Annotated in this window: 16 protein-coding genes and 1 tRNA gene; 8 read left to right on the top strand and 9 right to left on the bottom strand. The window is 54.4% G+C overall.

Features of this window, described 5'->3' with window-relative positions; translation table 11 throughout:
• The first annotated feature begins 209 nt into the window (after positions 1–209).
• Positions 210–284 (top strand) — tRNA-Thr (locus tag BUC32_RS01375).
• Between the two features lie 203 nt (positions 285–487).
• Positions 488–961: a lytic transglycosylase domain-containing protein gene (locus BUC32_RS01370; protein WP_245815106.1), complete on the top strand. Its 474-nt coding sequence runs from the start codon at positions 488–490 to the stop codon at positions 959–961.
• 61 nt (positions 962–1,022) lie between these two features.
• On the opposite strand, the gene BUC32_RS01365 is transcribed toward BUC32_RS01370, so the two are convergent.
• The 6 genes from BUC32_RS01365 to BUC32_RS01340 form a co-directional block, all read right to left on the bottom strand.
• Complete coding sequence (locus BUC32_RS01365) at positions 1,023–1,406, bottom strand: hypothetical protein (protein ID WP_073248605.1); 384 nt, start codon at positions 1,404–1,406, stop codon at positions 1,023–1,025.
• Positions 1,393–1,971, bottom strand: a complete 579-nt coding sequence (locus BUC32_RS01360) for a response regulator (RefSeq protein ID WP_073248603.1) — start codon at positions 1,969–1,971, stop codon at positions 1,393–1,395. Before BUC32_RS01360 ends, BUC32_RS01365 begins: the two co-directional genes overlap by 14 nt.
• A gap of 372 nt (positions 1,972–2,343) precedes the next feature.
• Positions 2,344–3,174 (bottom strand): alkaline phosphatase family protein, encoded by an 831-nt coding sequence (locus BUC32_RS01355; RefSeq protein WP_073248719.1) that lies wholly within the window; start codon positions 3,172–3,174, stop codon positions 2,344–2,346.
• Positions 3,175–3,279: 105 nt separating this feature from the next.
• Entirely contained in the window at positions 3,280–3,933 is a 654-nt protein-coding gene (locus BUC32_RS01350; protein ID WP_073248601.1) for a peptidoglycan-binding domain-containing protein, read from the bottom strand.
• The gene (locus BUC32_RS01345) at positions 3,930–8,510 is read right to left on the bottom strand and encodes a CHAT domain-containing protein (protein WP_073248599.1); all 4,581 of its coding nucleotides are present in this window, start codon (positions 8,508–8,510) and stop codon (positions 3,930–3,932) included. The genes BUC32_RS01350 and BUC32_RS01345 overlap by 4 nt, the downstream gene beginning before the upstream one ends.
• 54 nt (positions 8,511–8,564) lie before the next feature.
• The gene (locus BUC32_RS01340) at positions 8,565–9,266 is read right to left on the bottom strand and encodes a CDP-alcohol phosphatidyltransferase family protein (RefSeq protein ID WP_139280603.1); all 702 of its coding nucleotides are present in this window, start codon (positions 9,264–9,266) and stop codon (positions 8,565–8,567) included.
• Between the two features lie 130 nt (positions 9,267–9,396).
• Here BUC32_RS01340 and BUC32_RS01335 point away from each other — a divergent pair, with 130 nt between their 5' ends.
• Positions 9,397–10,599, top strand: coding sequence for a caspase family protein (locus BUC32_RS01335; protein WP_073248595.1), 1,203 nt, complete (start codon positions 9,397–9,399; stop codon positions 10,597–10,599).
• Positions 10,600–10,602: 3 nt separating this feature from the next.
• Here the strand turns inward: BUC32_RS01335 and BUC32_RS01330 are convergent, their stop codons facing one another.
• On the bottom strand, positions 10,603–11,289 hold the full coding sequence (locus BUC32_RS01330; RefSeq protein ID WP_073248593.1) for an OmpA family protein: 687 nt from the start codon (positions 11,287–11,289) through the stop codon (positions 10,603–10,605).
• Between the two features lie 206 nt (positions 11,290–11,495).
• Here BUC32_RS01330 and BUC32_RS01325 point away from each other — a divergent pair, with 206 nt between their 5' ends.
• The 3 genes from BUC32_RS01325 to BUC32_RS01315 all read left to right on the top strand — a co-directional run bounded on the left by BUC32_RS01325 (position 11,496) and on the right by BUC32_RS01315 (position 18,300).
• Positions 11,496–12,392, top strand: a complete 897-nt coding sequence (locus BUC32_RS01325) for a DNA adenine methylase (RefSeq protein ID WP_073248591.1) — start codon at positions 11,496–11,498, stop codon at positions 12,390–12,392.
• 605 nt (positions 12,393–12,997) lie between these two features.
• Positions 12,998–17,311, top strand: coding sequence for a Hint domain-containing protein (locus BUC32_RS20350; protein ID WP_073248589.1), 4,314 nt, complete (start codon positions 12,998–13,000; stop codon positions 17,309–17,311).
• 215 nt (positions 17,312–17,526) lie between these two features.
• Positions 17,527–18,300, top strand: coding sequence for an HpcH/HpaI aldolase family protein (locus BUC32_RS01315; protein WP_073248587.1), 774 nt, complete (start codon positions 17,527–17,529; stop codon positions 18,298–18,300).
• Positions 18,301–18,312: 12 nt separating this feature from the next.
• Here BUC32_RS01315 and BUC32_RS01310 read toward each other — a convergent pair whose 3' ends face one another.
• The gene (locus BUC32_RS01310) at positions 18,313–19,335 is read right to left on the bottom strand and encodes a putative 2-aminoethylphosphonate ABC transporter substrate-binding protein (protein ID WP_073248585.1); all 1,023 of its coding nucleotides are present in this window, start codon (positions 19,333–19,335) and stop codon (positions 18,313–18,315) included.
• 162 nt (positions 19,336–19,497) lie between these two features.
• Here BUC32_RS01310 and BUC32_RS01305 point away from each other — a divergent pair, with 162 nt between their 5' ends.
• Both BUC32_RS01305 and BUC32_RS01300 read left to right on the top strand, forming a co-directional pair.
• Positions 19,498–19,941 (top strand): ion channel, encoded by a 444-nt coding sequence (locus tag BUC32_RS01305; RefSeq protein ID WP_073248583.1) that lies wholly within the window; start codon positions 19,498–19,500, stop codon positions 19,939–19,941.
• A 3-nt stretch (positions 19,942–19,944) separates the two neighbouring features.
• A complete protein-coding gene (locus BUC32_RS01300) occupies positions 19,945–20,451 on the top strand; it encodes a DUF2478 domain-containing protein (protein WP_073248581.1) in 507 nt (168 codons plus the stop codon).
• Here BUC32_RS01300 and BUC32_RS01295 read toward each other — a convergent pair.
• Positions 20,448–21,548 carry an AI-2E family transporter gene (locus tag BUC32_RS01295; RefSeq protein ID WP_073248579.1) on the bottom strand — a complete coding sequence of 367 codons (1,101 nt, stop codon included), beginning with the start codon at positions 21,546–21,548 and terminating at the stop codon, positions 20,448–20,450. The two genes, BUC32_RS01300 and BUC32_RS01295, sit on opposite strands and share 4 nt — an antisense overlap.
• Positions 21,549–21,625: the final 77 nt, after the last annotated feature.

Raw genomic sequence — 21,625 nt, 5'->3', positions numbered from 1 at the left:
CTGATCTGGCCTTTGCCTGAGCCTTGCGACGACCCATATTTGCCTTAAGCGCAGCCTTGAGCCGCTCATCCCTTGTGAGCGGTTTCGGCTTTTGTTTATTGGAGTGCGAATTGCTTTGCATACCCATTCCTTACATGAGCCGGAAAAAAGGGTCCAGATTGGGGTTGCATGGTCGGTACTTTAAGTCTAAATCCCGCGCCACGACAGATGCTGTGGTAGCTCAGTGGTAGAGCGCACCCTTGGTAAGGGTGAGGTCGGGAGTTCAATCCTCCCTCACAGCACCATCGCCCTCTTCCCAAAATGGTTTTGATCCTACCGTAAGAGATGGTTTTCAGGCCCTCGTCGCGCCGATCTCTTCGTTCCCAACCTCTTCGGCAGGGTTCTGCCCAAAATCCACGCAGAAACACCATTCACCGCCTTGGGGTTCGCCTTCTGTGGTCTGGCGCAGTAACCTTCTGAAGGTGCCCCTTAGCGAGTGATCAAACCAATGTACGATATGACCCGCCGCACAGTGATGTGCCTGATCCCCCTGACCTTTATTGCCGCCTGTTCGGGAGGGAAAAGTGATGCACAACAGCCACCGGAACCACCACTCTATCCCAATGAGACCCCCGAACTCCGCGTGCTCATCAACCAATATGCTGACCTTTACGAGGTGCCACGCCCTTTGGTTCACAAGGTTATCATACGCGAAAGCACCCACAGGCCCCATGCCATCAACCGACCCTATTATGGGCTGATGCAAATCCTTCCCGCCACGGCGCGATCTATGGGCTTCACCGGTCAGCCCATGGATTTGCTGGATGCGGAAACCAACCTCAAATACGCAGTGAAATACCTGCGCGGCGCATGGATGGTCTCAGACGGCGATTATGACACCGCCGTTCAGTGGTATGCCCGCGGCTATTATTACGAGGCCAAGAAACGCGGCCTCCTGAAAGAGACTGGTCTCGTTCCCTGAGCAGAACTTCCTTCTCAGGATATTTTCGCAATTAGCCAGAGCTTTTCAATCCGTTTTGGGATCACCCAACAGCAATGTGCGCCATCTGTTCCGTTTTCATATGCAGGATAAAGTCGGTCACAAAATCTGATACGCGCGCACCCGAAAGCAGTGTGGGCATTGCAACTTCTCTGAGACCCAACTTAACCATGACCAACTCACCATTCCCGTAAGCCATTCTCAGGTTAATGATGGCGTTGTCGATTGCAGCTACCATATCTGATGCCCAACAGGCGTGCCCGTGGTCCATCGCGACAGCATAAATGCCATTGCCGAAGTAGGTGATAAACGGCGTCGCCGACGAAAACGCAATTGAAATGGCCTCGGCGACATCAGCAACCTGATCGGAAAATTCACGCCCTTGGCATCTTTGATGAATTTCCCGGATGTTTTCAACATTCACCACAAAAAAAATGAGTCTTTTGAAATTGAAGGACACGCAAATGCTTAAGATAGCTTTCAAAGGCGTGCACGCGCATGACGCCGTTGACATCATCAATTGGCACCGCATTGGACAAGTCGTACGGGTTGGCGAGGGGCTCATGGGCCAGTGTATCTGAAATTGTTTGGGCGTCTTTCGCGACTTGGCGCTCATGAAAAGTAGCGCGTTCCGCCAAACCCAACCTGTGCTTTAGCTCAAGCTCATCGAATGGTTTGTTCAGGTAGTCTGTGGCACCCGCCGCAAACGCGGTATCCACGTATTTCTTGTCCGACATCGCTGTCACCATGAGAATAGGTTTGAACCTATACTCTGGCATTGCGCGCAAAACCTGACACAACTCGATGCCTGACATGTTGGGCATCTGGATGTCGAGCATAAACATATCAAAAGGAATTTCTGACGACTCAACAATTTTCAATGCCTCGAAAGCAGAACTTGCTGTCACAACTTGGGTGTGCCCCATTGCTTCCAGGAAAAACGTAAGCAGGACTTGAATGTCGGGCTCATCATCTACGATCAAAATTTTCATTTTTTTTGCCTCACAATGCAAACTTTTGTTTTTATTATTGCGTCTTTTTATTACTGCATCAGCTCCGGGACTGCTGATACCGTATGGTCAACCACCATTGAAAATGGCCGACCTGCTCTGTTCGAGTAGACCCACTTCGGTTCAATTCAAATATAAGAAAACAAAACCGAAACGCGCTCTACTTGCTCTGAATGTTAACTGAAAACTCGAAAATCGAACGAGGTTCACCAAGCCTACGTTCGTTCACTGGCATGCAACCTAAGATAGAGCTTACCTTAAGTAAGCTCAACAAAAAATTGGGAACAGGGCAAAACCGCACAAATTCTTATTGGATTTGTGTGAATTTTAGCACTCCATCAGTGTGTTCTGCATTTAGAACAATGCGGGCCGCATACCTGTCGCCGGGGCAACGCCCATGCGTCCAAGAACTGTCGATGCAATACCAAGCTGAGTGAGTTCAGTGCCGTCTGACGGCAAGTCCGTGGCATCACCAAAGTAATAGAACGGCACTTCGCGCATGATCTTTTCCATGCCGCCGTGGTGACGCTCGGCGTTCATGCCATGATCGGCGGTCACAATGATTTCATAGCCCAATTCGCGCCATGTCGGAATCGCGCGGGACAGGGCGTTGTCGATCATCCAGACCTGCCAACGATATTCGGCGCTATCGCCGCCAAACGTATGACCCAGCGTGTCAGCGGCGCAGGTGTGCAGCAAAAGATAATCCGGATCATGCGCTTCAGCCAAAATGGTCATCTGGGCACAAAGGTCGATCTCGGCAGGCGCCATCGCGTTGGTCGCTCCGTAACCTTCCATCGAATAGAATCGCGCATGTTGAATGTCTGTGTCGGCATCGTGATGCTCTACCGAACGCAAACGATCCCAGGGCTGATTCACATACAATGCATGATAATAGGACTGAGCCACCGCCGCTGTGGTCTTGCCTGCCGCACGTGCCAGCGAAAAGATGTTTGGGCTGGAACTCAGGCGCATACCTTCGTTCGACACAATGCCATGCTCGTGCGGCCACAGGCCTGTATGAATAGTCTCATACATTGGCCCCGACAGGCTTGGCGTTGCGGTGATCATCTTCCAGCGTTTCGCCTGCCCCAGTTCGACAGCCCCCTCAAGGTATCCACACTGGCTGACGGAAGCCTCGTATCCGGCGCCATCCATGATAACGAGAATGACTTTGTTGCTCATCGGTTCTGGTCCTTTGATCACGTTTTGACCAAACTGCAAACCACAAGGGCCATCGTCTTGTAAACGCGCGGCGTTGCAATGTCGTTTCCAGTCATTTTTGAGAAATCAGCACCCGCCAAACGCCAGCATCGTATCGACGCCCAATCGACGCATCAGCGCGCGATCCGCGTGACCTGTCTGTTCTAGTCCAACATCAGCCTGATAAGCCTTCACGGCATCGGTGGTGCGTGTATCAAACACCGTATCCGCCCCACCCACAAAATAGCCACCAGCAAGAAGGTTGCGTTCCAGGCCCGCGACAAATGGATGAACGTCTCCAGCCTGCAAAATGATATCCGGCATACGCGCGTTCACCTTTCGGCACATCTCAACCGGCGCTGGTTTTAACAGGAACACGCCATAAAGAACCTCTCCATCAGCGCCGTCACGTCCAGCCCCATTCAGGATGCTGTCAAACTGCATGGTTTCAATGCGAAATCCACTGGCATCGACTTCGATTCCCTCGACGCTGTGCGTGTAAGACATGTTGCCGCCATCACATTCGATCGAGCATTTCACAACATCATTTTCGGCCACGCCACAGCCGCTGAAATACAGGATATTGGGCTGTCCTTTCTGGGTGTAGGTCATATCTCCGTCTGAGGTCACAACCATTTCGCCAATCTTGTCTTGCGGTGACTCAAGCGCATAGCAGTCTTCAATTTCAGCCTGCGCTGCCCCTGCAGATACCAGAGCGATTGCAAAAACAGACAGTCTCATACGCTTCCCTCCAACAGAATAAACGGAGCCCAGTAAAACGGATGTTCCCAACCATCCATCGCGGGCAATTCGGGCATCGTTTCCGCGGCCTCTCCCTCACCTAGGTTAAAGGTGCGACGGCTGCTACCTTGCGCTTCTGGGTCATTTGTCATCAAAGCAATCTGAGCCCCCCGCAAAGCCTCAGCAACCGGCAAGCCTGCGTTGTAGCGTTGATAAAACGCCACCATCAGGGCGGCAGTCGAACTGTCGGCAACCGGCCAAAGCGACGCCATTACAGCCCGCGCGCCCTGATGCTGCGCAATGGCGGCAAAACTCTCAAGCTCACGCCCATCAGCATCGGTGTCCCCAAAGGCAGTTTCGCAGGCCGACAGGGTCAGCAACGCCACTTCGGACAGATCGGCATCTTGCCCAAGGCCTTCGCGAATTTCCTGCACACTCAGACGTCCCCCATTGCCAAGCAACAGGAAACTGTTGGCCTCGGTGGTGCCAAATTTGAAATGCGACGCCAGATGCACAATACCCATACGATCCTCAATCTCGTCCGAAAAGATCAGAGAGTTTACAAATGTATCTCGGGTAAATGCGCTGTCTAAGCGGGCACTGCCAGACAGGATGCCCTTGTCGCCACCACCTTCTGAAACCAACAGGTTCACTTCATCAGCCACGGCAGGCAGGGGATCAAACCCCTGATGGGCTTGCGTGACGCCAAAGGCCGCAACGGTTGTGCTGTGTTCTTCGGTGCTGGCCGTCAATCCAGCCCGGTTGACGTGGGTCAGGGTGAATTGCGCCGCCAGCCAGTTTTCACCATCGTGCAACGCCGCCACCGGCAGATACCGAAGCTGTCGATCCAGTGACAGGATCAGGGTTTCCGCTTTGGCAGCCTTCAGTTCCGCACGCACTTCGGCAGGCAAAAGCACGTCATTCAGGCGCCGGGCAAGATCGCGCGGATCACTGGCAGGGGTGCGCAACTGATCGCGAAAATCTGCGATCAGGCTATTCAAACGGGCCTCGTCAAACGGTTCTCCCTCAAGCGTATCCCATCCCCAGACCCGTTGATGACTGGCCGTGGTCATCACCAACCCCATCCGGTCCGGCAAAATCACATATTGCAGGATGGCCGCGACATCATCACGCCCCTTGCGCAGATAACGTTTGATCGATTTCCCCGGGTTCAGGCGGGTATTTGCATCGGCTCTCCCGACCGCCTCGGCGGCCTCAACCAAAGCAACCCGAATTTCTTCTCGTTGTTCTGCAGCCACGGCCAATGTGTTATTCAGCCCCTCCAACTCTTGTTGTTCCTGGGCTGACAAGTCGCGCGAATTGGCCAGACGCATCAAAGCAATTCGACGAACCGACAAAGCGTTTTGGGCAGGCTTTACGCGCTCGACAGCCTCGATCAGCTTGGTTTCCTGACCCATCATCGGCAGCTTGTCATAGCTTTCACCCGTCAGCCCCTTGGCCCGATTGGCAAACTCAAAACTTTCAAAGCTTTTGAGCATTTCCAAAACGCGCGAAGCTTCGTCAGGTCGGTTTTCCGCGATAAACAAGTCGGCAAGCCAGCGATAGTGGCTTTCAACCTGCGCACGGAAACACAATTGCACATGCTCTGGCAGTGAAGAAATATCCCGACGCATGTCCTGAAGCGTGTTCACGGCCTGTTTGGCAAAGGTCATCGCAATGGCGCGCGCACCATAACCAAACAGCCGTTCAGAAGATCGCGACAATGTGCAAACTTCGGCCAGCTTTGCCGCCATCCGTCCATCTGACAAGGCAGATGCCTGATGGCGCCCCATGTCGGACTTCATCGCGATCAATTCAAGCTCGATCGCGCGTGGGACGTCGCCACTTGCAGCCTCGGCACGGGCCAAACGCCGCGCCGTATTGGCAATGGCCCGCGAATTTGGCAAATGCTCAACCGCCGCGAACTGCGCCCTTGCGACCCCTAGATCAGGTGGTTCAGCCTGTCTCGGCGGAGCACGGTAGCTTTCAAGCAAATCACGCGCAGAAGTGTCTCCATTGCGCGCCAGAACGCTCAAAAGGCTTTCCAATTCGGTGTTTTCTTGCCCCAGATTTCTGGCCCGGGCCACCTGCCGGCGAAGCGGTCCGATGGATTTGTCCAAGGCGGCTGTTTTTGCAAGCCGGGCGCGGGCTTCGGCCCCTTTGTAGTCGCCAAAAAAGGCCAACACATCCACCAACCGCGCCGTGTGCTCTGGTTCGCGGTTATAGTCCCATCCCAAACCATTCAATTGCTTGCTTTCATCGGGGCGCAAACGTCCGAACTGTCGGATCTCGTCCAGCTCTTTGTCGGATCCCTGCATCAGGATTTCAAAGGCGCTGGCCACCAGCTCTGGTGCCACACCGCCAATCGCAGCGCGATGCAGATACGTCAGGCAATCACTATATTGATACTCTTCCGTTTGAGCACAAACCTCGTGCACTTTGGCTTGGGTTTTTGATACGTCCCGCGTGGCAGCCCAGACACCTTCAGGCGAATCCGGGTCTTGTGCCGCGAAAGTCTCCAACGGATGGGCCGCAAGATCGGGACGCATCGACACCAACCGCTGCAACCGTTCGGACCCATCTGGGTCGTAATCAATGTCGTCGCCCGCATAACTGCGGCCCGGATCCCAGTAAAAGCCCATACCTTCAGCCACCCGCAACCATTGAGCTGCGCGATGCATATCCAGTATCAGTCCGCTTTCAGCGTCGCTGAACTGATGTCCTAAAGCAACCGCAAAACGTCGGGCGCGGTAGCGTGCGAAACTCTCTTGCCAATCTGGCTCACCATCATCCCCAACAGCCAATTCGCGCATGGCGCTATAGGCCCATTTGGCCAACAGCTCACCTCCGGGTGCGCGGTCATCCCAAAATCCGGTCTGCGCCGCCATCTGCCCATGCACCATCACCGCCGCTGTTGCGGGTCGCATATTGTTCAAAGCCGTATCGTAATAGTTTGCTGCCCGTTCCCAATCTGCCGAAACGCCCTGTCCTGTCTCATACCGCTGCGCCAAGGCCAGCGCTGCCGCACTTTCTTTTTTTGCAGCGGCCCGGCCATACAAGGCGATCGCTGCATCAGGATCGGCGGATGTGCCCAACCCGTGCTCGGTCATCAAAGCCTGACGAAACAGCGACGGGGCATGACCACGATCTGCTGCCACCTTGAAATGCGCGAACGCAAGGTCCGGGCGGCGGCCACCGGGCGTAAACCCTTCCAGCACGAAGGTCGCGTAGGCGTAATTCATTTGATCGAAAGGGCTGTTCAACAAGCGGTTTTGGATCATAGGCACCGTATCAATTGCGGTGATAAATCCCATCACATGCGCCGTTTGATCCATCGTAAGGGAGGAATCCAACGTCAACGTGCCATCTGCAAATGTCCGCGTTTCAGCACCGTAGGCCGCGCCTGTCAAAACATTGTTCAACTGGCCAAGCTCAGTTTTAATCAGCTGCTCTACAACCGGTCGGGCATCAGATTGTGCAAACCCCGCTTGCAGAACAAGTTCCAGTGTCTTTGCGCGGATACCTCCGGGTTCATTTGCCAGCAGGGCAAGACCGACAAGGCCCAGATCGCCCTTCCCGTGCCGCGAAATCAACTCTGCGCCAACTGCGTCAGCCAACGACTGACCGTCCTCGTTGGTCAGTACACCCAGCACCGCCTGCGTGTGATCCTGAGCAGCTTTCCAGCCGCTCTCTGCCATGGGAATGCTCTCCACAACATCGGCGAACATTCCGATCCCGTCGACCGCAGGCGCATTGGCCCAAGCCAGCGAATTCACCACACATGCCAGGGCCGGCCGCACGGTCGCCATGCCGTGATCGGGGTTACCCGACAATATGGCCTGAACTGTTTTGCGCAATTCAGGGTAAGATACCTCGCCCCCATCGCTATGACAGCGATCCATCGCGAACATAAACGCGTTCATTTTTAAGGGCATACAGGCGCGCGTGCTGTCGGCCAGTGCTGCAATATCCCCCGGTGTGGGCAAGGTGCCACCAGCGGCTGACAGACCCACTTTGCTGGTGCCCCACGCCGTCCGGCTGGCGGGCCCAAAAAACCCGTCTACGTCCACAGAGCCGCAATTCTTGGCATTGATCAAAATCTGCGCCAATTCGGAATACGGCTGCCAATAGGCGCGTTCGTTGATCTGCAACCGGGCCACTTGTTGCAAACCGGTCTTGGCAACGTATGAAAGTGCAGGACACAAAGCGGCCCCATGCTGGCGTGCTTCTGCATGCAGGCGTGATGTCGCGGCTGGGTTGGCCTCAAAAATGCGCTGTAACAAAGACCAACGATTGTCGAAGGAATTGATGCTCCCATTTTTGGCAAAGAAATCTTCGAGTTCGTTGAAACCCGCATTTTCCGCCAGCTCCACAACGCTTGTCCCGGAAAAAGCAGAGGCCATCGCCCACAACAGGTCAGGCTCGATCTCATTCAACCGATAGTCGGAACATTCCAGATTGCTGAGCGTGGTTTGCCAATCTGCCACCACAGATGGCACGGCCTGCTCTTGCGCAACACCCGACGTCACTTGAAGACCCACCCCTAAGATGGCCCATTGTAGAACGCGTTTCAGCATATCCCCTGCCTCCCTGTTCTCACGAGCCTAGGGCGCAGACCTCAAACCTGCAAGTTAGCTGTCTGGTCTGTAAGGTGCATCGCGAAGCGGCAAGGACGCGTCAATCACATCCAAAACGGAATAGATCAAAAGTGCGACCACCACGGCCCCCAAATATGGACCCGACAAGGCGCCAAAAGGGATAAGCCCGGTCAATCCGGCCAAAAAGGCAACCGGAATATCATTTAATCTGAAAGGCGTGTCTTCCCCCTGACTTTTTCGCAGAGCAATCTGATCGCGGATCAAACGGGCAAGAAACCGCACCGCGACAGCAATGGTTGCCACCGCTGTCCACAAGAGGCCGCTTTCAAAGGTGCGATCTGCCAGCAGCCCGATGCTGGGGTACAGGCACAGGTAATGCACCATGCCAAAAAAATAGTCCAAATCCGCCCCAAGAATGGACGTACGCCCTGTCATCCGGGCGACAGTTCCATCCGAACAATCCAGAATCTGAAAAGCCACGCCGCAAAAACAAACCATCCACGCGGCCAGCCAGACGGGCAACCACAACGCAAACGCCGGAACAAAAAGCGAAACAATCAAACCCAGAACGGATACGGCAACCGGCCCCATTCCCATACGCAGGAAAACCCATGAAAGCGCGGTACCCGGCGGGCGATACAAATACGCAATGGCCCAGTCAGTGCGCCTTTCCCTGCGCACTTTGTCATTGCGCAGATCGCTAAGGATTTCGCGAAAAGAAGGAGAAGTCGTCATGGGGCTGTCCTGAATGTCTTTCTGTCCTATTATCACGAGAGCGGTGGAGGTCACGAGCAGATCGTCATCGCTGCTACAAATGGGCACGCTGCAGGCAAACCCAATCAATGACACGTCCAAGAGGTTCTGAATGCTGGTTCGAATTTGCACTGTTTTGTTAACAATTCTTGCCCTGACCACATCTGCGCTGGCCGAGAAACGCTTTGCGCTGGTGATCGGCAATTCAAACTATGCCACGGCAGGCACCCTTCCGAATGCCAAGAATGATGCTGTTTTGATCGAACAAAGCTTCAAAGCGATGGGGTTCGAAACCAAAGTACTGATCGATGCAGACGAAGACACCTTTGGTGCCGCTTTGGATGATCTGGCAAGCCAACACGACGACACTGACGTCATCGCGGTTTACTTCGCAGGACACGGGCTCCAGAAAGACGGCATCAACTATCTGGTACCTGTCGACGCCAAATTGAAAAGCGAAAGCGCGATTGAGCGCGAGACAATCTCGCTGAACACTTTGATTGATATCGTTAAGCCGGTCCCCATCAGTCTTATTTTTCTGGATGCCTGTCGCAACAACCCCTGGGCCGACCGGATGATCAAGACCGCGACCAGCAAAAACCGGGATATCTCGGTGCGCCGTGGTTTTGCAGTTGTGCGCCCCGAAGGCGACATGATGATAACCTACGCCACCCTGCCAAATGCGGTGGCCTCAGACGGCGCTGGAAACAACTCGCCTTTTGCACGCGCTTTGGCCCGTCACATGGGTACCCCGGACACCGAAGTGTCGGTCCTGATGAAACGGGTCACAAACGATGTTCTTGAGGAAACACTCGGAGATCAACGACCTCAGCAGCTGTCGCAGATGAAACGAGAGTTCTACTTTCGCCAAACGGATGGCACGCCCAAACGGCGCGATTCCCTGCAGACACTTTTGACGGTTTATCCAGCCCGGGTCACAGCAGGCGAAGAAGTGTCTGTTGTGGCCGATGTGCCGCCATCCTGTCAGCCATTGTTTGTAAATCTTGGCGCCACAGGCAAAGTCACTCAGATTCCCCGCAGCTTTTTTCGGATCACCAGCCTGAGCAATGGGCAAATACGTTACGAGATTTCTCCGGGTGCGGAATACGGTCTGCAGGTGGAACAAAGCGACCCACACGGCACCAACAAGTTGGGGTTTCTGTGCGAACCCAAAGGAATCGTAGATAAGGCAGACATTGTCGCGACACTGCGCAGCACGTTGACCATGGTGAATGAAGGCACCTATTCCGGCCTTCTGACGACCGAGCGGTTTGGTGAAGCCGAGTTTCGGTTTTCAGAGTTCGAAATTCAATAAGCGCTATTGCGGCAGCAGAACCAGTTGAACGCGGCGGTTCACCCCGGCATGTGGATCGCTGGGCGTCTTCAAACGAGTCTCACCAAGTCCTGATGCCAGGACCTCATAAGTCGACAGTCCTGTGAACAAGCGCACAACCTGCGCGACGCTCTCCGCACGCCGTTGGGAAAGCGTCCAATTTAAGTCTTCTGCGCCTTTGGCGTCTGTATGACCCAGAAACAGGAACCGATATCCTTTGAACCGTTCCGAACTCAGCACCAAAGCGAGATCGCGCAACTTGGCTTCCTGATCCGCCCGAAACCGATCAGATCCGGAATCAAACAGAATTTCGATATCAATTGTCGGAAGCGCCTGGGTCGAAGGTTGTGACGAAGACACCATGGTCTCCGGGACAGTTTCGCCGCTTATGTTGTCTTCGGGCTTGGTCTTGTCATGTTTCACCAATTGCAGGTTCACGACATCGTCCATTGTAAAATCTGTGCCGGATTTGAATTCGGAGTTTGCACATTTAGACGGATCCAAAAGGCAGGTTTCCATCTCCGACGCGGCCCCGGTCTGGACAGAAGGTGTTGCAACAACCGTCGATGACGCATTGGGCACAAGATCAAATTCGTCCATTTCAATCGTGGACTGCGCCTGTACGGCTGTGCTCAGACCACCAAGAAATAAGGTTGTTACGAATTTTCGCATGAGGGACCTCTGTGAACGATTCGCAAAACAATAACACTCTGCCGAAAAAATCTGTAGCGGTCTGATCCTTCCTGAAAAAGAACTGCTGTAACATCCTGAGCCAAAGTTATTTGAAAGCTTTGCACGTCACTATGGTTTTCCCTTGCTCACAAGGCGACAGACCGCGATGTTGGGATTTCCTCTCAATCGTGCGGAACTGGTCCACAATGCAACCCTCGCTATTTTCCGATCTATCCGATCTGAGGGACCGTGAAACCGGTGCGATTACGCCATTCAAAACCCAGCTGATCAAATGGGTAGGCAACAAGCAGCGCTATGCGGATCAAATCATCACGCATTTTCCGCGCACATACGGCATGTACTATGAACCGTTTTTGGGCTCTGGCGGCGTGATGGCCAATCTGGCCCCGGCGCGCGCATTGGGCTCTGATGTTTTTGCACCATTGATGGAAATCTGGCAGTGCCTCGCGCAAGACCCGGAGCGGCTCAAGACATGGTACGCGGATCGCTGGACCTGGTTTCAGGCTGGCGACAGGTTGGAACGCTACGAAAAGATCAAGGCAGATTACAACGCTGCGCCAAACGGGGCTGATCTCTTATTTCTGTGTCGGTCCTGTTACGGTGGAGTCGTGCGGTTTCGCAAAAAGGACGGGTTGATGTCGACCCCCTTGGGCAGCCATCCGGTCGTGAAACCCGAAAAATTCGCCCAAAGAGTTGATATGTGGGTGCCCCGTGTGGCCGGAGCCCGGTTTGAACGTCTGGATTATCTCGAGGCACTGGCCCGCGCCAATGCGGGGGATCTGGTTTATTGCGACCCGCCCTATTCCCATTCACAAAGCATTCTGTACGGCGCCCAAAAGTTTCGCCTAGAAGAGTTGATGGAAGGCATTGCCGATGCCAAATCACGCGGCGTTTATGTCGCCCTCAACATTGATGGAACCAAAAAGTCTGGCAACACCTACTGTGAAATTCCATACCCTGCCGATCTTTTTGAGCACGAACACTTTGTGAATATCGGGCGTTCAATGCTCAAACGTTTCCAAATGGACGGGCAATCGCTTGAAACAGAAGTTGTGCGGGATCGATTGCTGCTGACTTACTAAGGCGCAAATATCCAAATTCGAATCGAAATCAATTCACTTTTCACGCGAATTCGAATCGCTACCGTCGCCCCCTCGACAACAATGGGTGAAAAATCCGGAAAATGCTTCCAAATTAACCAAGGTGCCCCTAGGTCACGCGATTTTTCTGGGATGGGTATGAAATCTTAACACCTCGGAATTCATTGGTTCCGATTTGGAAACACCGGCCCAACTTGTCCACCTCATAGCCTCTGTTAAAACTGCTTTGTTAACCTTAAAGACTCAGATTCGTTCAGCGAGTCCAAAGATTTATGGCCACATTTGCGCCATATTTCGGAAACAATGCCACAATTCAACTGGTCCCTGGAGGACTAAAAAATCGAGGTTTTATTGGGTGAAACCGCATTTTTTTCTGAATTGTGGCAGGTTTCTGTTTTGTTAATGTCCCAATTCGGCCATATTTGAGACACGTCCGACTGGGGGGCGACAAGTGGCTCGGGGCGGCCAACCGTAAATTATTTGGGCATCTGTGCGATGCCATGGCACGAGCGCGTGTGCCGACAGGTTTGCCTGATAGGAACCGTTTTCGCCTGACCGTGGCCGCGCGTTAAGGAAATGAGGTAACTATGGCTGATCCGACCGGACCTGGTGTGGTTGAAGGCACCGAAAACGACGATGTAATCGATTCTGGCTACACGGATGGTGACGGCGATGCCGTAACCAGCGGTGGCGATTTGGTGTACGGCCTTGGTGGAGACGACTCGATCGTTGCCGGGGATGGCGATGACACTATTCATGGTGACCACGGCTCGGCTCCGGCGGTACAACAAGTGTTCCAATGGTCAGAAGGCCCTGGCTTTGGCAACCACTCAAACGCTCCGAATTTTGTTCAGGACACCGGTGCTGCATCGATCACATTTACAACGTTGTCTCAAAGCTCTGGGGTCGAAACCGAATACGAAACGTCAAACCAGAACACAGACGACCTTGACCCATCCATCGATGACAATTCCTCGCTGTCTTCCATCCTGAATGGTGACCCAAATTCAGCGCATTACCACTGGGAGTCGGACACGCCCGTTGAAAATGTCGAATTTCGGATCAATGACATCGACGGCGACGGTCAGGTTACCGTTCGCGCCTATGATGCCGATGGAGTTGCCATAGAAGTACAGCTGTCCGATGCAGGATCGGGCCTTGCTCTGACAAACACAGATGGTGTTGCAGGCAACGACACGGCAACCAGCATCGACACCGATTACACTGATGATGACGCAGCCGAACATTCCGTGCTTGTGACCATTCCCGGACCCGTAGTGAGCTGGGAAATCGTGCATGAGCAGGAAGGGTCGCACAACAGCGGCATTAACGTTACGGACATTGCTTTTGAAGCTCCGGTTGACCCCGATTTTCTGTCTGCTGGCGACGACACTATTTTGGGTGGCGCTGGCGACGACGAAATCTACGGCGAAGGCGGCAATGACCTGATTTATGGCGGCGACGGCAGCGATACCGTTGACGGCGGCACAGGCGATGACACCATCTATGGTGGAAATGCCGAAGGCACCGGGGTTGGCGGTCGCGAAAGCTTTAATTGGGATCAGACAGATGGCAGCGGGCCACTTCTGAATGATGGCGACAGCATTGATCCATCCTTTGTGCAGGACACTGGGTCAGTCTACGTCACCTATATCCAACTTACTGATAACGGTGCAGAAACCGAGTTTGAATCTGACACTCAGAATGTCAGCGGCATTGACGCTGGCACCGAAACGATCAACGCGTGCAGCTCGCTGGAATCGCAACTGGATGCCGATCAGGAGAGCGCAAGCTACAAGCTCAACTTCTCAGAAGCTGTGAGCAATGTTGATTTCCGGGTCAACGATATTGACCACGACTCGGTTGTGCAAATTCAGGCCTACGGCGTGGACGGGAATCTGATCCCGGTAACGCTGACTGCCAGTGCTGGAACTGATCTGATCCTGTCCAACGAAGATGGTGTTGCAGGTGACGATACGGCCACGGCGACAAACAATTCCGGCCCAAACACTGGCAATGACAACTCGATTTTGGTTGAAATTGCAGGCCCGGTCACGCGCATTATTATCACACACAGCAACGATGGCGGCGACAACAGCCACGTCAATATTACGGACGTGTTCTTTGACACGCTGACAACCCTGCCAGACGACGGCGCAGGGGACTCGCTGATCGGTGGTCTGGGTGATGACGACATTTACGGCCAGGGCGGAGATGACACGATTTCTGGCGGTGACGGATCGGATTCAATCGAAGGTGGCGACGGAAACGACATTATTGACTCGTCTACCGGCAATGATCTGGACCAATCTCCAGATCTTGGTTTCCCATCCTATTTGGGTTTCCCTGAAGTTCCACAAGACGGTGATCCGAACAATGACCGGGATTTTGTCGACGGTGGCGCTGGCGATGATACGATCTCGACCGGTGATGATGCGGACACCATTCTTGGCGGGTCTGGCAACGATGAGATTGACGCGGGCGTAGACGCCGACGAAGTTGATGCTGGCACGGGTGATGACCTTGTTGTGGGCGGCGAAGGGTCTGACACGATCCTTGGCGGCGAAGGCGACGACACCATCTACGGTGGCCTTGATCCGGCATTCCCGGATTACCTGAACATCCCTGATGATGGCTCGTCCGGTCCGGCTGATCCTGTGACCAACAACGGCGAAGACCTGATCGACGGCGGTGCTGGCAACGATGTGATCTTTGGCCAGGACGACAACGACACCATCACAGGTGGCGCAGGCAACGACTTTATCGACGCGGGTGTCGACAACGACAGCGTCGATGGCGGAACTGGCATCGATATTGTCGTCGGCGGCCAAGGTGACGACACGCTTCATGGCGGTGATGACACTGACCTCGTTCTCGGCGGCAGCGGCGACGATGTTGTGTCAGGCGACGATGGCGTGGACATCCTTGACGGTGGTGAAGGCGACGACACTGTCGATGGCGGCGCAGGTACTGACTTTATCTTTGGTGAAGAGGGTCACGATGAGCTGACCGGCGGCGACGACACTGACCTTATCGTTGGCGGTGAAGGTGATGACACCATCTACGGCGATGGCACTTCCGGCGAAGGCAACACAGCCGGCGGCGCAGCGGACCTGTTGGTAGGCGGCGAAGGCGACGACAGCATCCTCGGTGGTTCTGGAGGAGACATCATCGACGGTGGCGCTGGCGCGGACGAAATGTTCGGTGGCGATGACCGCGATGTCTTTACCGAAGTTGGCGTTGGTGACGTCATAGACGGTGGCGAAGGCGGCGATGACTACGACACGTTGGTCATCGGCGGCAACGCTCTGATCGATTATGATCCGCTGGACCCCTCGGGTGAATCCGGCACGATCACGTTCCTTGATTTGGATACGATGACCGAGATTGGCACAGCGACCTTCACCAATGTCGAGAACGTTATCTACGTCGAAGACTTACCAAACCACGACGAGTTCTTGGCAGAAGCCCTGTCAGACGCGGCGGACGTTCCGGATGTAATCGCAACCTCGACCAGTGAAATTCTGGAAGATGATTTCACTGGCTCGACTGTTGGAATCGTCGACGGAACGATTGCTGACGACCTAATCGACGGCTCATACGTGGACGCCGAAGGCGACCGCATTGACCCTCTCGCCAATGGCGTGCCGGGAGCGACGACAAATAACGATACAGTTCACGGCTATGACGGCAATGACACGATCGGCGGCGCTTTGGGAGATGACGAAATCCTAGGCGGCGACGGCGATGACATCATCTCTGGCGGTGAAGGCAACGACATTCTTCGCGGCGAAGTTGGGAACGATTTCCTATTTGGCAACGCCGGCAATGATGAACTGGCCGGTGATGAAGGCAGCGACACACTTCTCGGCAACGAAGGCAATGATCGCCTCGAAGGCGGTGACGGCGACGACTCAATGGTCGGTGGCACCGGAAATGACGGTCTTTACGGTGGTGATGGCGACGACACGCTTGAAGGTGGTGACGGGAACGACGCCCTTATCGGTGGCCGCGGTAACGATTTGCTTGATCTTGGCGGCGACAGCGGACTGAACATTGCCTACGGTGGTGATGACGAAGATACCTTTACTGGCGTCAACAACGGATCCACTGTTTTTGGTGGCGAAGGGGGTGTTGACAACGATACCCTGGACTTGACCAGCGCAATTCCACCCGGTGGCTCTTTTGTCATCAACTACAACCCGCTGGATCCAACGTATGACCCTGTAACTGGCGAAAGCGAAAGCGGTACGGTCAGCTTGTTTGATGCAGGTGGCACCCCGGCCGGCACGATCGCCTTTGGACAGATCGAAAACATCATCTGTTTCACTCCGGGGACAACTGTTCTGACCCCAACGGGCGAAGTGTTGGTGGAAAACCTGAAAATTGGCGACAAAGTTGTGACCCGCGACAATGGTTTGCAGACGATCCGTTGGACGGGGAACAAGAAACTCTCTGGCACCGACCTCCTTGCACGGCCCAAACTGCGCCCGGTCATGATCCGCAAAGGTTCACTTGGATCCAATCTGCCCGAGCGTGACATGATGGTCTCTCCAAACCACCGCATGCTTCTGGTCAGCCAGCAGGCTCAGCTGTTGTTCGAAGAAACCGAAGTGTTGATTGCAGCCAAGCATATGACCCATATGCCCGGTGTGCAGCAGGTCAAAACAAGCGGCGTCGAGTATGTCCACTTCCTGTGTGACAACCACGAAGTCGTTCTGGCCAACGGCACCTGGAGCGAAAGCTTCCAACCTGGTGAGTACTCTTTGGGCAGCATCGGTGCTGAACAGCGCAACGAGATCTATGATCTGTTCCCGGAGCTGAAAGAGCGCGAAGGTCTGGACAGCTATACTGCGGCCCGCATGACGCTAAAGGCGCACGAGGCCAAGCTGGTCGGCTGACACGCTGACAATATTCGCTAAAAGGGGCGACCTTCGGGTCGCCCCTTTTTTTGTTCTCAAAAGATGTTTTGACCTGCCCGACCGATTGAGAATTCAGTTGCCTTTCGTCAAAAATTACTTAACATATTATCTAATTTACATCTTTCTGCTGGCCAAATCGCTATGGCAAAGATCAGATAATCGCACGCTACTCTTTCCAAAAAGGACTTCATGAAATGCCCGCACCTCACAATCCGTTCAAAGCCGCTCTTGCAACCAAGACGCCACAGATCGGCCTTTGGGTGTCCTCCGCCGAGGCTTCGATCGCTGAACTTCTGACCAGCACGGGCTTTGATTGGATGGTGCTTGACGGAGAGCACGCGCCGAATGATCTGCGATCTTTGCGTGATCAATTGATGGTCGTTGAGCCTTCGCCAAGCCACGGTGTTGTACGCATTCCGGTGGGCGAGGCCTGGATGGTGAAACAGGTGCTGGATGCCGGTGCGCAGACCGTTTTGATCCCGATGGTCGACACCGCAGACGAAGCAAGAGACATGGCCTCGGCTATGCGCTATCCGCCCGAAGGCATTCGCGGCATGGGCGCCAGCGGTGGGCGCGTTTCACATTTTGGGGCGATTGCAGATTATGTCGCGACGGCCAATGATCAGGTTTGCCTGGTTGTTCAGGCCGAAAGCCGTAAAGCCTTGGAAAACCTGGATGAAATCCTGTCGGTCGACGGCGTTGACGGGGTTTTCATCGGCCCGGCTGATCTCTCGGCAGACATGGGATATCCGGGAAATGCGGGTGCGCCCGAGGTACAGGAGGCCATTGCCGACGCCCTTCAGCGCATCCATGCCAGCGACAAAGCCGCTGGCATTCTTGTTCAGGATCTCGGGGCCGCTCAGCGGTTTCTCGACCTCGGGGCGACGTTCATTGCCGTGGGCATTGATACCGTGATGTTCGCCAAAGCCGCGCGCAAGCTGTCTGCCGACGCCAAGGCGCTGCTCTGACGCTCAACCACCCTAGTTCTTGGGATCGGATTTGCCGTCGTACCGCTTCTGCCATTCTTTCAAAATGGCGCTGCGGTTGTTGGCGGCAAACTCAAAGTCGTTTTCGATCATGCCTTCCTGCAATCCTTCTGGAAAATGAGGAACGGGCTTGGCAACAGATGGGATCGCAAGAACAGCATATCCCCCATTGTAAAGTCCGTTGGCTTCTTCGGTGACTGCAAAGTCTGCCAGTTTCTGTGCTGCCTCAAGGTTGTCCGTGCCAGCAACAATGGCTGTGGCTTCCATATCCCAACCTACGCCTTCGGACGGGACGATGATCTCAAGCGGTGCGCCTGCGGCCTTGGATTTGGCGCCACGGAACGCAAAGGAAATACCAATCGGAATTTCACCCGCAGCCGCCAGCTTGCAGGGCTTGGAGCCGGAATGCGTATAACGGGCGATATTCTTGTGCAGCCCATCCATATAGGCCCAGCCGCCCTCTTCGCCAAACATCTGCAGCCAGCTCGACACATCCAGAAACCCTGTCCCTGACGAGTTGGGGTTTGGCATAATCAGGTGGCCTTCATACTGCGAATCCAACAAATCCTTCCAGGACGTCGGGGGTGTCAGGCCCAGCTTGTCTGCTTCCACAGTGTTGTAACAAATCGACGCGACCCAGGCGTCCATGCCGGTCCAATAAGGCGGCGTGTCCGCATCGACAAACTTGGGGTCCAGTTTCTCAACCCCTGTCGGGTTGTAAGGCTCTAACATACCCTCGGACTTCAACATCAAAAGCGACGTTGCAGCCACACCCCAGATCACGTCTGCCTGTGGATTAGTCTTTTCTGCCAGCAACTTGGCTGTGATGATGCCAGTTGAATCGCGCACCCAATTGATCGTGATGTCGGGGTGATGCGCGCTGAAGGCGGCCGCATAACGCGACAGGTCTTCGGCTTCGATTGCGGAATAGACGGTCAACTGAGTGTCCGCCTGAGCGGTGGTTCCAGCCAAAGACAAAGCGAAAACCGCGGTGGCCAACATACTGGGAGATTTCATATCATATCCTGCTGTTCTTGAAATTTGTCGAATTAGAAGTTGTTGTTTTCACTATAAATACTCTGATTTGTATATTTGTCAAAGGGTCTGTGAGATGCACGCTTGCAAAGCGATCGGCAGCACCGAATACTGGCCCCCATAAATTTCGGAAAAGGGTCTGCTGTGACGCTCCTTACACAACTCTTCTGGGGATCTGTTTTCCTCAGTATTTGCGCGATCATTCAGGTGTTGATGATTGGCTATTCGGCCGGTGTTTTGTTGCGATTGGGCACCGCCCTTGAGCGCCGACGCCGGTTTGTGCGGGTGGTCAGTCTGGTGAGTATTGGGTTTGGCCTGATTACTCTTGCCCATACAGTTCAAGTCTGGATCTGGGCCAAAGCATTTTTGCTAATGGGCGTGATCGGTGACCTCAACAGCGCTTTGTACTTTGCCTTTGCGACCTACACGACAGTGGGGTATGGCGACCTTGTGCTGGGCCCGGGCACCCGGATATTCGGCACTTTCGCGGGGATGAGCGGCATTCTGAGCCTCGGTGTCAGCACCGCATTTCTGGTGGCTGTTCTGAGCCGCCTGTTAAAGCCGATGGAAACAGAGGATGATCAGTAGCCGATGACCAAAATCGCTTACACTATGACCGAAGGCAAAGGCGCGCTGGATCGCTTGCTGGCTGACTTTGCTGACACACTTGCCGCGAAAGGGGTGCGCACCTGTGGCATTGTTCAGATCAATTCAGAGTGCGGCGACGACGAAGACGACCGCTGCGACATGGACGTTCGTGTTCTGCCAAATGGCTCATTGATCCGCATTTCACAGTCTCTTGGCCGGGGCTCGCAAGGCTGTCGGCTTGATGGCGACGCGCTTGAGGCTGCCGTTGCCGAAGTAGGCCGCCTGATGGAGACGGACTTTGATATTTTCATCCTCAACAAATACGGCAAACAAGAAGCCGAAGGTCGGGGGTTTCGCGATCTGATTGCACATGCCCTCGAGCGTGGAGCGGCTGTGATTGCCGGGACCAACGGGCTGAACAGTGCGCGCTTTGATGAGTTCTCAGGCGGGCTCGCAGAGTATGTTCCCCCCGAACCAGACGCCCTAATGCAATGGTTTCAGCCGTCCTAAGAGCGTGTTTTCTTAGGCTCACGGGGTGAAACTGGCACCGGGGCTTCACCAGTGTTCGTCAAGAGAATCGCCAAAGGTCGGGTGGTTGGGAACAGTGACATTACGGTCATCACGGCGGACGTCAGGATCACCGACAAAATGGCACCGGTCGGCCCCCAGATCGCCGTCCAGACGGCCAGCGAAAACATCACCACAACCGGGCTGACATTCATACTGCGTCCCATCAGGCGGGGCTCCCAGAAATAGCCAACTGCCATTTGCGCCGCCCCCAGCAGCAAAAACAGGAAAAGCACCTCAAGGCTCAGCCCAAATTGCCCAAGCGCAAACAGCATGGGCAGAACCATAGCAATCCACGAACCGACGTATGGAATGTAGTTAAAGATGGCTGTCAGCACAGCAAAAAAGGCTGCAAACTCGACCCCGAACAGCAGGAAAATCACGTAACAGATGGCGCCCAGAACAACATTCACCAGCGTCTTCATAGTAAAATAGGTGCCGATCTGAGAGATGATCGCATCGATCGTCACCCAAACCCCGGCACGGCGGTCTTCATCGGGAAAGATCGCGGCAATCTTGCCGTCGACGGCGTTTTTTTCAAACAGGAACAAAATCGCATACAAAAAGACCAACGCGACATACCCGGCAGAATATGAGAGAGAGTTCAGAACATATCGCAGGGCATCCTGCAGATTGATCGAATCCGACACGATCTTGTTCACAGAATTCCAGGTCAGCTCGACTTCCACATCAAACTGACGTGCAACATCGGCCGCAATCACGGTGAATGTTTCAACATACTGCGGCAAAGCCCGCACCACGGCTTCCAGATTTCGCGCAAAAAACCCTATTCCCAACATCAGAATAAGAAACAGGACAATTGACGTCATGGTCAGCCGCGCCCAAGGCGGCACAATGCGCGCATAAAGCGGCAGACGGGCCATTTCACGCGAAACCCCATCCATCAAAAACGCCAGAAGCGCGCCGATGACCACAGGCACCAACAACGCCTCAGCGGCACTCAGAACCCAGCCAACGGCAATCGCCGCAAGAATACCAATCCCAAGCGCGATGGATCTCAGATAGCTATCAGTCCCCATGGGTGTTCTTTCTTTGGTTACGGGCAGAAGACCTGCCAAACGCCGTTTCGTCAACCAGACAAAGGGGGCGCCGCCAA

This window comes from Shimia gijangensis, from assembly GCF_900142085.1.
Classification (GTDB): domain Bacteria; phylum Pseudomonadota; class Alphaproteobacteria; order Rhodobacterales; family Rhodobacteraceae; genus Shimia; species Shimia gijangensis.
Note: the sequence above shows the minus strand (reverse complement) of the source record. Positions and strands in the feature narration are given on the sequence as shown.